Origin of the sequence: uncultured Veillonella sp. (assembly GCF_934230905.1) — a bacterium.
Taxonomy (GTDB): domain Bacteria; phylum Bacillota; class Negativicutes; order Veillonellales; family Veillonellaceae; genus Veillonella.
This window is the reverse complement of sequence record NZ_CAKQFJ010000023.1, coordinates 14,693-28,202: the sequence shown is the minus strand read 5'-3', so window position 1 is coordinate 28,202 and position 13,510 is coordinate 14,693. Positions and strand designations below refer to the sequence as shown.

General features: G+C 39.7%; 15 protein-coding genes and 3 tRNA genes. All 18 read right to left on the bottom strand.

Translation table 11 applies throughout. The features are described 5' to 3' along the window. Positions 1 to 68 precede the first annotated feature (68 nt). The 18 genes from Q0E20_RS07230 to Q0E20_RS07145 all read right to left on the bottom strand — a co-directional run bounded on the left by Q0E20_RS07230 (position 69) and on the right by Q0E20_RS07145 (position 13,504). A tRNA-Arg gene (locus Q0E20_RS07230) sits at positions 69 to 145 on the bottom strand. Between the two features lie 109 nt (positions 146 to 254). After that, positions 255 to 328, bottom strand: a tRNA-Gly gene (locus Q0E20_RS07225). Between the two features lie 9 nt (positions 329 to 337). Beyond that, positions 338 to 414: transfer RNA gene (locus Q0E20_RS07220), tRNA-Pro, on the bottom strand. Between the two features lie 216 nt (positions 415 to 630). Further along, the gene (locus Q0E20_RS07215; protein WP_295998380.1) at positions 631 to 1,836 is read right to left on the bottom strand and encodes an NADP-dependent malic enzyme; all 1,206 of its coding nucleotides are present in this window, start codon (positions 1,834 to 1,836) and stop codon (positions 631 to 633) included. A 137-nt stretch (positions 1,837 to 1,973) separates the two neighbouring features. Further along, complete coding sequence (gene speD / locus Q0E20_RS07210) at positions 1,974 to 2,756, bottom strand: adenosylmethionine decarboxylase (RefSeq protein WP_295998377.1); 783 nt, start codon at positions 2,754 to 2,756, stop codon at positions 1,974 to 1,976. An 80-nt stretch (positions 2,757 to 2,836) separates the two neighbouring features. Further along, complete coding sequence (locus tag Q0E20_RS07205; RefSeq protein WP_295998374.1) at positions 2,837 to 3,334, bottom strand: metallophosphoesterase; 498 nt, start codon at positions 3,332 to 3,334, stop codon at positions 2,837 to 2,839. Then, a complete protein-coding gene (locus Q0E20_RS07200) occupies positions 3,331 to 3,912 on the bottom strand; it encodes an XTP/dITP diphosphatase (RefSeq protein ID WP_295998372.1) in 582 nt (193 codons plus the stop codon). Before Q0E20_RS07200 ends, Q0E20_RS07205 begins: the two co-directional genes overlap by 4 nt. Position 3,913: 1 nt before the next feature. Next, the gene (gene rph / locus Q0E20_RS07195; RefSeq protein WP_366509643.1) at positions 3,914 to 4,687 is read right to left on the bottom strand and encodes a ribonuclease PH; all 774 of its coding nucleotides are present in this window, start codon (positions 4,685 to 4,687) and stop codon (positions 3,914 to 3,916) included. A 189-nt stretch (positions 4,688 to 4,876) separates the two neighbouring features. Beyond that, a complete protein-coding gene (locus Q0E20_RS07190) occupies positions 4,877 to 6,250 on the bottom strand; it encodes a histone deacetylase (RefSeq protein ID WP_295998364.1) in 1,374 nt (457 codons plus the stop codon). Beyond that, a complete protein-coding gene (locus Q0E20_RS07185; RefSeq protein WP_295998360.1) occupies positions 6,237 to 7,901 on the bottom strand; it encodes a hydantoinase/oxoprolinase family protein in 1,665 nt (554 codons plus the stop codon). Before Q0E20_RS07185 ends, Q0E20_RS07190 begins: the two co-directional genes overlap by 14 nt. Before the next feature lie 96 nt (positions 7,902 to 7,997). Next, a complete protein-coding gene (locus Q0E20_RS07180; protein WP_295998356.1) occupies positions 7,998 to 8,651 on the bottom strand; it encodes a coenzyme F420-0:L-glutamate ligase in 654 nt (217 codons plus the stop codon). A 12-nt stretch (positions 8,652 to 8,663) separates the two neighbouring features. After that, positions 8,664 to 9,203 (bottom strand): hypothetical protein, encoded by a 540-nt coding sequence (locus tag Q0E20_RS07175; RefSeq protein WP_295998353.1) that lies wholly within the window; start codon positions 9,201 to 9,203, stop codon positions 8,664 to 8,666. A 12-nt stretch (positions 9,204 to 9,215) separates the two neighbouring features. Continuing rightward, entirely contained in the window at positions 9,216 to 10,025 is an 810-nt protein-coding gene (murI, locus tag Q0E20_RS07170) for a glutamate racemase (RefSeq protein WP_295998349.1), read from the bottom strand. Next, positions 10,018 to 10,437, bottom strand: coding sequence for a thioesterase family protein (locus Q0E20_RS07165; RefSeq protein ID WP_295998346.1), 420 nt, complete (start codon positions 10,435 to 10,437; stop codon positions 10,018 to 10,020). Before Q0E20_RS07165 ends, murI begins: the two co-directional genes overlap by 8 nt. A gap of 117 nt (positions 10,438 to 10,554) precedes the next feature. Then, on the bottom strand, positions 10,555 to 10,893 hold the full coding sequence (locus Q0E20_RS07160) for a YkvA family protein (RefSeq protein ID WP_295998343.1): 339 nt from the start codon (positions 10,891 to 10,893) through the stop codon (positions 10,555 to 10,557). A 14-nt stretch (positions 10,894 to 10,907) separates the two neighbouring features. Beyond that, the gene (locus tag Q0E20_RS07155) at positions 10,908 to 11,771 is read right to left on the bottom strand and encodes a hypothetical protein (protein WP_295998341.1); all 864 of its coding nucleotides are present in this window, start codon (positions 11,769 to 11,771) and stop codon (positions 10,908 to 10,910) included. A gap of 159 nt (positions 11,772 to 11,930) precedes the next feature. Beyond that, complete coding sequence (locus Q0E20_RS07150) at positions 11,931 to 12,698, bottom strand: SDR family NAD(P)-dependent oxidoreductase (protein WP_295998338.1); 768 nt, start codon at positions 12,696 to 12,698, stop codon at positions 11,931 to 11,933. A gap of 11 nt (positions 12,699 to 12,709) precedes the next feature. Then, positions 12,710 to 13,504 (bottom strand): TSUP family transporter, encoded by a 795-nt coding sequence (locus Q0E20_RS07145; protein ID WP_295998335.1) that lies wholly within the window; start codon positions 13,502 to 13,504, stop codon positions 12,710 to 12,712. Positions 13,505 to 13,510: the final 6 nt, after the last annotated feature.

Sequence of the window (13,510 nt, the reverse complement as noted above, 5' to 3'; positions counted from 1 at the left end):
TGCATTTATTTTAGGGCAATAAAAAAATAACCATAAGAGACAAAACCCTTATGGTTATTACATTTCTTTGGTGATCCAGGAGGGATTCGAACCCCCGACCCACGGCTTAGAAGGCCGTTGCTCTATCCAACTGAGCTACTGAACCATGTGGATTACCTTTATATGTAATTATCTATTATAGTATAAATTATGTAGCATGTATCGTCAACTAATGACGTTATTTTTCGTTCACCCTAAAAAAGGCAAAAAAAAAATGGAGCGGGTGAAGGGAATCGAACCCTCGCGACCAGCTTGGAAGGCTGGGGCTCTACCATTGAGCTACACCCGCAAATAAAAATGGTCGGAGCAGCAGGATTCGAACCTGCGACCCCCTGGTCCCAAGCCAGGTGCGCTACCAAACTGCGCTATGCCCCGTCATTTATTACTTTGCCATTATAGCAAACCCGGTAGTTGATGTCAACCACTACTTTTGCTGAGTTTTACTCAGTTAAGAGTACCGCTCTGCAACGAAAATTATTATATCATTATACAATTTTTCTGACAAGTAATTTTTTATAACTTCATTAAAACTTTAAAAAACATGCATCCCGTAGGATGCATGTACATAGTTATATTCTTATATAGATCAAATTAGCCTTCGTAGCTACCGTTTTCAACCGCTTCAGGATTACTTGCAATGCCTTGCTTTACAGCAACTTCAGCAACGGCTTTTGCAACTGCTGGTGCCACGCGAGGGTCAAATACAGATGGCATTACGTTTTCTTCATTCAATTCGCTATCAGGAATTAAATGTGCTAATGCTTCAGCAGCGGCCAATTTCATTTCATCAGTGATTTTGGATGCACGAACATCAATAGCACCACGGAATATACCAGGGAATACGGCTACGTTATTAATTTGGTTAGGAGCATCAGAACGTCCTGTACCAGCCACACGAATACCAGCAGCTTTCATATCAGTGTATGTTGCTTCTGGATTAGGGTTCGCCATTGCGAATACGATAGCATCATCAGCTAAGCTTTCCAAAATTTCTTTTGTGAAAGCGCCTGCTGCGGATACGCCAAGAAGGATATCAGCACCTTTAGCATTTTCGGCCAAGTTACCATGTTTTTCTTCAAGGCCGAGCAAGTCGATTAATTCTGCTTGCAAGGAATCAAGGCGTTTGTAGTCTTTGTGCAATACGCCAGAGGATACCAATACTGTAATATCACGAGCGCCTGCAAGATATAGCAAACGTGCAATATTGGCACCAGCGGCACCAGCACCATTTACAACGATTTTCGCTGTAGCTAAATCTTTTTTAACTAAACGAAGAGCACCTTTAATGCCAGCTAAACATGCAATAGCTGTACCATGTTGATCATCATGGAATACAGGAATTTCCAATTCTTCTTTCAAACGATTTTCAATTTCGTAACATTTAGGGGAAGAAATATCTTCCAAGTTGATGCCAGCAAAGTTTTTTTGCAATAATTTTACAGTGTTAATCAATGTGTCAGCATCTTTAGTATCTACTACCAATGGAATGCAATCTACATCGCCAAATTTTTTGAACAATAAGGATTTACCTTCCATTACAGGCAATGCAGCAGCAGCACCAATATCACCAAGACCGAGTACACGAGTACCGTCGGACACAACGGCAACCATGTTGGAACGGCATGTTAATTCGAAAGATTCTGCTTCATTATCTTTAATACGCAAGCATGGTTCAGCTACACCTGGTGTGTAAGCAACTGACAAGTCATGAGCATCTTTTAATTCATATTTAGTTCCTACTGTAAGGAAACCTTTTAATTCACGTTTTTTTTGTACTGCTAATTCACGTACGTCCATACTATTTCTCCTTTGTGGATAACAACGCACACACTATTTGGTATTAATTATTAATACCCCTTACACAGTTATTATACAGAATTAAAAGTAATATTACAAGATTTTTCGATATAGTTTTTCGAAAATTTTAGAATTAATTACGCTTTCACTGATGGCAAGTTACGTCCATAGAAAATTTCTGTCATTTCTTGTTTCAATTGGTGCTTAATTTGTTTGATTTCTCGTTCACTTAACTCAGCTTCGGTAATGCCAAACAAGTAATTATCCAAATCGAATTCTTTCAGCATCATCTTAGTATGGAAAATATTTTCTTGATATACATTAACGTCAATCATATTATATAAATTCCGTGTTTTCGCATTAATGTAATTTTGAATGGAGTTAATACGATGATCAATATAAATTTTCTTACCAGACACATCACGTGTAAAGCCACGTACGTGATAATCTAAGGTCAAGATATCTGAATCAAAGCTATTAATCAAATAATTAAGTGCTTTAAGTGGAGAAATCTGGCCACATGTAGATACCTCAATATCCGCACGGAATGTACTAACACCTTTGTGTGGATGGCTTTCAGGATAGGTATGAACGGTTAAGTGAGATTTATCTAGATGCATAACTACATCTTCTTTTTCAATTTCTTCTTCAGAAATCAAAATGGTAACCGACGCACCTTGTGGATCATAATCTTGTTTTGCAACGTTCAAAATATTAGCGCCAATGATATGGCTAACTTCCGTTAAAATAGATGTTAAACGATCAGCGTTGTATACTTCATCAATATATTGAATATACTGCTTCTTCTCTTCCTCTGTACGAGTATAACAAATATCATAAATATTAAAACTCAACGTCTTCGTGAGATTATTAAAACCATATAACTTCATTTTAGGCTTTGCTTTAACTGGTGTATCCATGATATGCCATAACCCTTTCCATGCATAGACTTACTATTTTTTTTGTGAAAGCAAACCAATACGCGTCTTTCACTAATATATTATATAATATCTCGTTTATAGATAAACTCTATATCAAAAATACCATCCTCATAGGTCACGATAGCAAAGGTACCACCCGACTTATCCCGAGGTAGCGCAATACTACCAGGATTGACAAAAAGAGTATCCCCTAACAGCTTAGATTCGTGAAAATGACTATGTCCCGCTACAATAAGTCGAGCCCCCATAGCATTACCGATCTGTACTAGTTCTTGTGTTCGTTTATCATATGATACCTCATGACCATGTGTCATGTAAATATACGTATCCTCTAAGGGAATCAATTGTTCCTTAGGTTCTAACGGTTGCACACGATCATTATTTCCACGCACAGCATATACAGGCACATCTGTGCGCGTCTGCATATATCGTGCATCGTCACCATAATCTCCAGCATGCAACCACATGTCGATGTCTTGGTCCACCGTTGCTTCCAGCACGAGATCAATGGTATCTAAATAACCATGTGTATCACTAATAATACCTATCCGTTTCATTTATCCACCTTTGCAACCAATTGTTGCAACGCCTTACCTCGATGACTGATAGACTCTTTTGTATCCATATCAAGTTCTGCCATCGTTTTACCAAATTGAGGTACAAAGAAGTATGGATCGTAGCCAAACCCATTTGTACCTACAGGTGTATCTTGAATTTCACCATCACAAGAGGCTTCAGCTGTTACATGAGATCCATCTGGCTGAACTAACGCTAGAGCACATACATAGTGAGCTGTACGATTTGTTTTACCTTGTAATTCACGAATTAATTTTTCATTATTAGCCGCATCATCACCATGTATTCCTGCATAACGTGCAGAGTATACACCTGGGGCTCCCTCAAGAGCATCAACAGTAAGGCCAGAATCGTCAGCTAAACAAGGCAATCCCGTTTTTCCACTATAATAGTTTGCTTTAAGGAGCGCATTTTCCATAAATGTTGCCCCTGTTTCCTCCGGTTCCGGAACATCTACGATTTCTTTCACAGGCACACAGGTAATGTTCATATGAGAAAAAGCACGTTCAAATTCACGTATTTTCCCCTTGTTCCCTGTTGCTAATACAATGCGTTCCATATTAGTTTACTCCTTCAGAGTCGACAGTAGGAGCCACTGGATACACCTTACCAATTTTATCCGCCACAGCACCTAATACATCTCGTTGCACGGCCATTAATTCATCGGTAGCAGATTCTGCCAAGTCTAACAACTGATTAAGTTCACTACGACTAAACGTACCATGTTCACCTGTGCCTTGTACCTCTATAAGATTACCCGCACCAGTGCGGACCACATTCATATCAACTACAGCAGCACTATCTTCCTCATAACAAAGGTCTGTAATAGGACCATCTGAACCAATGCCTACGGAAATAGCCGCACAAAAATCGGTAATTGGGAATTTACCAAAGCCACCAAATGTATAATCGATAGCATCTACAAGAGCCACAAATGCACCTGTAATGGATGCTGTACGCGTACCACCATCGGCTTGGATAACATCACAGTCTACGGTGATAGAACGTTCACCTAATGCTTTAAGGTCTACAACAGCACGCAATGCGCGACCAATTAATCGTTGAATTTCAACAGTACGACCTGTTTGTTTTCCCCGTGCGGCTTCACGACTCACACGTGTTTTAGTAGAACGTGGCAACAGAGAATATTCTGCCGTAACCCAACCTTGACCAGACCCTTTTAACCAACGCGGTACATTTTCTTCTATGGTAGCAGTACAAATAACCTTAGTTTTACCACACTCAATAAGTACTGAGCCCTCCGCATATTCTGTAAAATGTCTAGTTATTTTAATAGGCCTTAACTGACCGGCTGTTCTATTATCGCTACGCATCATAATGCCTCCCTTATCATCACAGTATGTATTTTTATCGTTTAGCACGATATATAAGCTAAATTAATACAGTAGGAACGCCCCTTTTATAAAGGGGCGTTTCATAATTGATTTTATTATAACACGAAATGTCGAGTATATTCGATATATAGGCCGTACTAATTTAAAATAGACCATCAACTAATTACCTTATAATTCCGTTTGTCCATCACCCAATGGATCCACTACAACATAGCGTTGTAATCCACCTCGTTGTTGTGCTTGTCGTGCTTCTATAAAAGCATCTTTTCTCGTAGCATCATCAGCTTGCCACGGAATAAACATAGCATATACGCTTTGTTTAGCATACGGCCCATAATTACCATAAGATTCAATACTATGCCAACCAACCTTATTATCATAAAGACGTACTGTTTCACGACGTTGTTCTTGAACTCCGGACTCATCATAATATACAGAATAGTCTCGAACCCATCTATCCGTATGACCCAGTAACTCATCACGAGCAATTTCATCACGCTGTGCCCATTGTTTCTCCCATTTCAAGATGAGATTGTCTATATATCTTGTTACATCAGCTGTTTGATGTTGCTCTGTATAATTGGGTTCAATAACGCGACTGTAATCCAAACCAGCCATCGATAGAATAATACCTGTATTCACATACGGCAACGCTTCCTGTACCGAATAACCACCTTCAAGGACTGCAATATCCGCCTGTAACAAATCAACTAATTCTGCATAGCCCTTAGCTGTAACATTCATATTAGCTAACGGATCAGAGAAGTGATTATCCTGTCCAGCTGAATTAATAACAATATCCGGTTTAAATTCATGCAGTATCGGTAACACGAGTTCGCGCATTACCTTTAATAAACCTTCATCACCCGTGCCAGGTGGCAATGGAATATCAATATTGGCGCCTATAGCTTGAGGTCCACCAAATTCATCCATAAAACCAGTTCCCGGATATAAGGTACGACCATCTTGGTGAAAGCTTATATACAATGTATCTGGATCATGATAGAACACATCTTGTGAACCATCCCCATGATGTACGTCGGTATCAACAATTGCAACGCGTTTCACACCATAAGTTTGTCGTATGTGTTGTATCATAACGGCTTCGATATTAATGGTACAGAATCCCCGAATCCCATGAACCATGGCCATCGCATGATGTCCTGGTGGTCTAACGAGAGCAAAGGCTCGATCCACTTCTCCTCGTAGCACCGCATCAGCTGCAGCAATCGCTCCTCCTGCGGACACGCGATGTGCATCGGTCACCCATGATTGTAAATCAGGGGCCCCAACATGAACTCGTTCTATGACATCCCAATCAGCTACAATTGGATTATACTCTCTAATATTAGGCACATCGAGTAAACCTTCTTCTACAATTTGATCACGCGTATAGAGTAACCGCTCTTGCCGTTCTGGATGGGTAGCGGAAATTTTCCAATCAAAGGCAGGAAAAAATACAAGACCTAATGAAGGATGTTCGATTGTACTAGCCGACACGATTCCACGTCTTACACGGTAACTGTCCTTATGATTCCACATAACTGCTCACCCCCGCTTGTAATTGCACTTTCACAGTTATAATGCGTTCCATTGATTGCCATCCATCTACTACTGGAAAATCTTCTACACTAATGGTTTCAATGTTAGCCCTTTCATCTAGAGAGACTATCTTTTGTTCTTGAGCAGCCTCACGCAATAATTGATAGGCCACCTCTTCCACCGCTTGAGCAGAACGCAAACTGCTACTTCTATCCTGAATACCTAATTCTGGTACTACCATGGTACGTCGTTTTGTATCTACATGAACCGTAATCGCCATCGTATGGTTAGCCACACCAGCACCAATAGCATTCGCCACGGCTGCATCAACTGGTATATGAACCGGTAAGCCTAATTGATCACCAATAATAGGTCCTAAGCTTGATGCCGTACCACCAACAATGACAAGTTGTGCGGGCACAAACGGGTCTGGATGCACTATATCAGCTACTACATAAATAGGTCGTTTATTTTCTTTTGCCACTACCGTATCAATACCTTGTTGTACTACACGAACTGCTTCATTTACGATACACTGAGCCATATTTCGAGCATCAACGGTCGTATCAATCCGTGCGATGGCATCGTACGCCTTCTGTTCATCACCGTAATGAGCCTTACCAAGTACGATAAGGGCATCTCCTAGTGTAGGTATAATGCCACCAAGTGCCACAGATGGGCCGAGTCGTTCAGGACCAACTGTAAGATTTCCATGTGCATAACGCACCACCGATTCACCGCCAATACCAACAGAGGTTACCGCAAAAGAGCGTACAGCACTCGGATAGTTTCGAATGGATACCCCCTCTTTAGTCATGAGTGGCTTTCCCTGTTTCCACAAAGAAATATCCGTTGTAGTTCCACCGATATCAAGAGCTATAGTATGGCTTTCCTTAGCACTACGCAAGGCTTCCAATCCAAGTACTGTTGCCGCAGGGCCTGTAAATACGGTTTCTACTGGAGTCGATTCCACAGTATCAATCGGTAGCGAACCACCATCAGCTTTCAAAATATATACTGGTGCCGAAATGTGATAGGTTTCTAATGCATGATAAACGGCATTCTTAAATTCCTTGAATACAGAAGCAACAGCACTATTAAAATACGCACTAATTGTGCGACGTGGAAAATTAAGATTACCACTCAACGCACTGCCTGTAGAAATCGTATCATACATATCACCTAAAGCATGTGCAATATCTAGTTCTTCCTTAGGATTACGGACGCCAAATTTAGCAGATACCGCCGCCAAATCAGTACCACTCCTAGATTTCACCATCTCTGCTATATGATTAACATCCTCTAATTTCGTCGATTCTACCACAATCCCTCGATGGTCCGTATAGCCTTTAAGATACACAGGTCTTACAGGAAATATATCGTCTACATTACGTCCTGGCCCCGCTATAACATAAAGATCTACCGGTTGCTCTTTATGCTCTACAATTGTATTCGTAACAACAGTTGTGGACAACGTTACTTGCTCAATTACCTTTGGATCTATGTCGGTCATCACCGCACCTAATGCATCGGTGATACCCTTCATAAGATTGTCCTTTGTAGTCCGCCTTTTAGCTGACGAAACTATAGTGCCATCATCTATAATAACAGCATCAGTAAAGGTACCGCCTACATCTATACCTAATAACATACTGACCTCCTATAAACATAAAAGAGACCGCCGGAGCAGTCTCTCATTACTAATCTCTAGACTTACCAGTTCTGCACCGGAAATATCGAGAATATATTATTTTGCTGCCGAAACGGAAGCGTAATTTTTAATGATAACGATTGGTGTCATTTGGCTATCATTACCAAATGGGTTATCAATCAATAATTTAGCAATTTTCTTCGCATCAATACCACGGCTTGTGCCGAGAATAGCAGAGCGTTTCAAGTCATTTACATCCGCTACAACAGCGCCATAGCAACCTGTGCGTTGAACGATTTTTTCAGCCACCTTATCTGGATCTTTTGGACCAAATACAATATGTTTATCGAATGGAGGCATTGTACCTGTTACATCATCAGTTAACGATGCAGCACGAGCAATCGCGTAGAACACACCCGGTTTACGGAAAATTTTAGCAATAGCACCTAAGAAAAACGCACCTAATACCTTCCATTTACCATCTAAATTCATGGCAGATTGCATACCATAGATAGACGCCATAGAACCATCTGGATGAATAAAACGATTAATCATGCGCGCTTGCCAGCACACATTAAGTTCTTCTGGGCGTGTAAAACGACCTTGTGTAATAGCTACAACAGATTCTGCTACGCATACAATGTCTTCAGGTCCAATATTATGACCACCAAATTCAACGATAGCATCAACGATGTCATCATTATCTGTAAGAATACGTGTAGGAACACATACTAATTCTAATTCTGCCATTGTTATGCCTCCTTAGTGTACTAATGCTGCTTGAACTTCTTCGGCAGTCAAACGAATACGTTGTTTATCAATATGATAATCTGTACGACCTACAATTTGGTAGTAAATGTCGATATCCATATATGGGAAACCCTTAATATCTTCACGAATGTTACCATTTCTACCAGTTAAGGTAACATAAATTCGTACGGTACCACCCTTGCGAGGTTTAATAATAATGGATTCAAAATATCCATCGTGACGTGGACGATCGATATCCATTGCCCAAGCATCGACTTTCACACCATCAAAATGTTCTTCTGGAAGCAATGTACGAGGAAATAAATCCATGATTGTACCAAGTTGGCGACCTTTGTTTACGAATGGTACATCACAGAATAATGTCATGGAACTCATATTCATATCCGCCAATTGAAAACTTGTTTTTCGCTTTGGTAACAAAATGACACGTTCGTTACCTTGTTTCAATACAAATAAACGGAACAATAAATATAAAACAGCTATGATAACCGCGATGGCAACTATCACATTTAGTATGTCATAAAACCACATATGAATTCTCCTTTATAATGTAATCAACTCTACTGAAAAATCATCCGTATTTAAAAATTGGGCACTCAAATCAGCCCCCAATACAATATCCTTTGTAAAATACAAGGTACTATGCCCTCGCTCTGTAGAGGGATTACGTAAATGATTGCTATCCAATGTACGCTTTACAAGATCACTGGTCTCATAAGCAGGATCAATATAGCGAATACGGCTACCTGATAACTCTTGTAGGACAGGACTAACGAACGGAAAATGAGTACATCCCAATACTACTACATCTATATCCCGCTCCAACATAGGGGCTAAATATTCCTTAGCAGCATTACGAACAGCATCATCGTATAAATGACCTTGTTCTATTAATCCTGCTAGTTCCGGACAAGGTTGTTCCCAAACAAAGACTTCATGATCAATATCCATAGCCACATATTTATGAATATGACTATTTACAGTAGCTACCGTTGCCATTATACCAATAGTATTACTATTACTTTCACGAATAGCTGTCTTAACGCCTTGAGACACACCAATAACTGGTACATTCACGCGGCTACGGACCTCATCAAGGGCCACTACGGTAAAAGTATTACACGCAATAACCATTAGCTTTACAGGCACTTGATGCAATGTTTCCGCAATACGACACGCAATCTCTGTAATTTCTTCAGCAGGTCGGTTGCCAACAGGATTATTCGCATTATCCCCTATGTAAATGAAATTTTCATTGGGAAACTGTTCCTGCAATACTTTTAAAACAGATAGACCACCCACACCTGAGTCAAAAACCCCGATAGGCAGTCGTTGTGTATCTATATTAGTCATGAGGCATCTCCTCAACAGCACTTACAATAGGTTGAAAAAAGCGATCCTCTAATCGTATGATTTTTCCAGACGATTTAGACATAAAAGCATTCTTAGTCTCTCCCGTCGCCAATAAAGCACCATCACTTGCACGTCGCATACAGTATTTAAATACCATCTGAGCACGGGTCATTTTAACTAAATAAGTTTCTATATGAATCGTATCATCAAACCGAGCAGGTTCCTTATACTCACACGATACATTCATGATTGGAAATACTATATCTTCGTTCATCATATCCCATAAGGTCACACCGATATGACGAAGAAATTCAATACGCGCCATTTCAAACCACCGAAAATGATTACTGTGGTGAGCAATCCCCATCATATCGGTTTCATAGAAACGGACGTTAATTGTCGCTGTATACATTTATTCATCCTTCTTATTACAATACAAATTCAATTGTATATCTATTAACAAAGGGTGTCAAATAAACAAAGGCAGTCCAATCAATAACAATGATTAAACTGCCTTTTTATGTACTTGTTAATTGCCAAAAGGGAATAACTTTTTCGCTTGTTCTTCGTGGGATGTTTTAATATAGCGATTGGCAATTTTAAAAGCAACACCAAGGACAGCTACATCATCTACCCAGCCAAGGCCTGCAATCGTATCAGGAATAATATCAATTGGTAGGATAAGATACCCTAAGGCGCCGGCTAAAATAGCCTTTACATATGTGGGTGTATCTTGATCTCGCAAACACAAGAATAACACCACTGCTTTTTGTACAAAGGCAAGTTTTTTACCATATCGAGTAGCAAACGCTAAAAAGCGTGACTCGCTAAAATACTTGCCATATTTAATAATCTTTAATGGATTCATACTAATCCTTCTAACTATTTACGGAAACCATTAATTGTAGTTTTTGTTGTTTCTTTAACTGTTTCAACTGCTTGAAACGCTGTATCTTTTGCATTTCCAACTGCTTGAGCTGCAGTAGTTTTTGCATTTTCAACAGCCACTTGAGTTGTTGCTTTTGCTATTTCTACCCCACCCTTAGCTAATTCTTTTGCAGTATCCAATGTTTCTTTTGCCACATCAATTTTTTCTTTTGCTGCATCAGTTACCTTTGCTACTGCTTCTGCTGCATTATCATGCAACTGGTACTTTGTTTCTGTGTTCCATTTATCAATGGCAGGAGCTACTTTATCAGCATACACTTGTTCTAATTGTTCTTTTGCAAGACCTGTTTCATTAGCAATACCTGCCCATACATCGCGTTGACATTGAGTAAAAGGAATACTTGCTGCTGCATCACGAACAATTTCGCTAGCAATGGCTTTACCATTTTCATAAAATTCTGCAATCATAGGTTTATAACGTTCAATATCAGATGGCATACCATCTTCAATCCAAATGTGAGCCACTTTACCAATAGCATATGTTAAACCAACCGCTACAGGTACACGTACTGCTTTCAAAGGTACTAACAAAGAAATCGCAGCAGTAGCCACGGCAGTGCTCAAGCCACCTACTAAACCTACAATAGCACCTGTTTGTAATTCAACATCATATAAGTGGGCAATACGAGTCACCATGTATGTTGCATTAGTGCATAGTGCAACATTGCTAAATTTAGGGGATAAAGCCAATACGGCAGCACGACCAGCGCCCCAGAAAATAAACTGTTCCACTTGATAATTTAAATCTTGACCACCATCGCTAAGCGGCTCAACTCTAACGCCATTATATTCTGCCATAATCGTTCTCCTTTTTCTCCGGATTCCACTTGTGAATGTATGTATCGTTCATTAGTATTATTATACCATTCTCAATGTAGAATTGAAATGAATAATATATATTTTACCCTATATAAACGGGTGTATTATGCTTATTAGTAATAGATAATGTTCTATCCACTACCAACTAGTAAGGCCACCATCAATAGTCCAAGCAGCTCCCGTAACAAACGACGCCTTTGAGCTAATTAAAAAGGCAATGACTTCACCAATCTCATGCGGTTTAGCAATGCGTCCCAATGGATAATGTTGCCCCATTTCTTCTTTTGCTTGTTCCGCATCTTGATGGGATTGAGCAATTTGCTTATCTACTAGCGATGTATCTACATCACCTGGGCACACACAGTTTACGCGCACCTCATGAGGCGCCATTTCTAAAGACAATGATTTTGTAAAACTTACGATGGCCCCTTTTGAGGCACCATATACAGAGCACGCTACATTTCCTTGTAAACCTGCATCACTCGATACAGTAACAATACTCCCCTTCACTTGACGTAAATATGGCAATGCAGCTTGGCACAAAAATACAGTACCTTTAACATTTGTACCGAACATTTCATCGAAGGCAGATTCAGATACATCTGATAATAATTCTTCCTCATAATACCCAGCCGCTGTTACTAAGGCTGAAATACTACCAAAATAATTAACAGTTTCTTTTACAATATGCTGACACTCACTAACAATGGATACATCTCCCTTAACATAATGCACCTTTGATGAATAACGGCGTAATTTCATCTTCGCCTTTTGTCCCTCTTGTTCATTGCGACCATTAATGACAACACACCAACCATCTTGCAATAACAACTTAGCTGTGGCAAATCCAATACCTGATGTGCCCCCACTGATCAAGGCCACTTGAACATCACTCTTATGAGGCATACTCACACCTCCTATAACGTAGAAATATAATCATATACTAATTTTAATAACATAACTGTCGTAACCGACAAAAATACAACACGTACTAAGGATGATCCTTTAGCGATTGCTAAATGAGATCCTAAATAAGCACCAATAACTTGGCCTACTGCAGCAGCAAGGCCATACATTATATTGACATATCCTAAATATAAAAACACTAATAAGGATGCTAAATTACTGACAAAATTCAAAATTTTAGCATTAGCTGAGGCATGCAGAAAATCAAATCCCGTAAAGACAAATCCCATAATGAGAAATGTACCGGTACCAGGCCCAATAAACCCATCATAAACACCGATACCTAGTGCAAAAGCCATACAAATATATAATGTGCGCCCCATTACTTGAGAGGTCCGATTCACTTCGCCCCAGTTTTTCTTAAACACCACAAATAATGTAACAGCCACAAGCAATACAATGATAATCGGTTTAACATATAGCGGAGGTAGCGATACAACAGCCATTGTACCAAGCATCGAGCCAATAAATGTAAAAGGCAATAATTTACGAACTAAACCAAAATCAACCATATTATTTCGTAAAAAAGTAATTGATGCACTGCCTGCACCAAAGATGCTAGACATTTTATTACTACCTAATGCCATACTAGGTGGTAAATTGGTTAGTAACATGGCTGGTACCGAAATCAATCCACCACCGCCCACTATAGAGTCAACAAAACCGGCAAATGCCCCTGCTACTCCAAGTAGTATAAGTATTATCATATCATAAGGCAATCCGGTTATTGAGATAAGCCAGTCCATATACGC

Coding starts and splice junctions, on each gene's coding strand:
- Q0E20_RS07175 (WP_295998353.1), bottom strand. CDS start 9,203: ATGTGGTTTTATGACATACTAAATGTGATAGTTGCCATCGCGGTTATC.
- Q0E20_RS07215 (WP_295998380.1), bottom strand. CDS start 1,836: ATGGACGTACGTGAATTAGCAGTACAAAAAAAACGTGAATTAAAAGGT.
- Q0E20_RS07150 (WP_295998338.1), bottom strand. CDS start 12,698: ATGCCTCATAAGAGTGATGTTCAAGTGGCCTTGATCAGTGGGGGCACA.
- Q0E20_RS07185 (WP_295998360.1), bottom strand. CDS start 7,901: ATGTTATTAGGTATAGATGTAGGCGGTACCTTTACTGATGCTGTTATT.
- murI (WP_295998349.1), bottom strand. CDS start 10,025: ATGACTAATATAGATACACAACGACTGCCTATCGGGGTTTTTGACTCA.
- Q0E20_RS07200 (WP_295998372.1), bottom strand. CDS start 3,912: ATGGAACGCATTGTATTAGCAACAGGGAACAAGGGGAAAATACGTGAA.
- Q0E20_RS07190 (WP_295998364.1), bottom strand. CDS start 6,250: ATGTGGAATCATAAGGACAGTTACCGTGTAAGACGTGGAATCGTGTCG.
- Q0E20_RS07165 (WP_295998346.1), bottom strand. CDS start 10,437: ATGTATACAGCGACAATTAACGTCCGTTTCTATGAAACCGATATGATG.
- rph (WP_366509643.1), bottom strand. CDS start 4,687: ATGCGTAGCGATAATAGAACAGCCGGTCAGTTAAGGCCTATTAAAATA.
- Q0E20_RS07180 (WP_295998356.1), bottom strand. CDS start 8,651: ATGGCAGAATTAGAATTAGTATGTGTTCCTACACGTATTCTTACAGAT.
- Q0E20_RS07155 (WP_295998341.1), bottom strand. CDS start 11,771: ATGGCAGAATATAATGGCGTTAGAGTTGAGCCGCTTAGCGATGGTGGT.
- Q0E20_RS07145 (WP_295998335.1), bottom strand. CDS start 13,504: ATGGACTGGCTTATCTCAATAACCGGATTGCCTTATGATATGATAATA.
- speD (WP_295998377.1), bottom strand. CDS start 2,756: ATGGATACACCAGTTAAAGCAAAGCCTAAAATGAAGTTATATGGTTTT.
- Q0E20_RS07205 (WP_295998374.1), bottom strand. CDS start 3,334: ATGAAACGGATAGGTATTATTAGTGATACACATGGTTATTTAGATACC.
- Q0E20_RS07160 (WP_295998343.1), bottom strand. CDS start 10,893: ATGAATCCATTAAAGATTATTAAATATGGCAAGTATTTTAGCGAGTCA.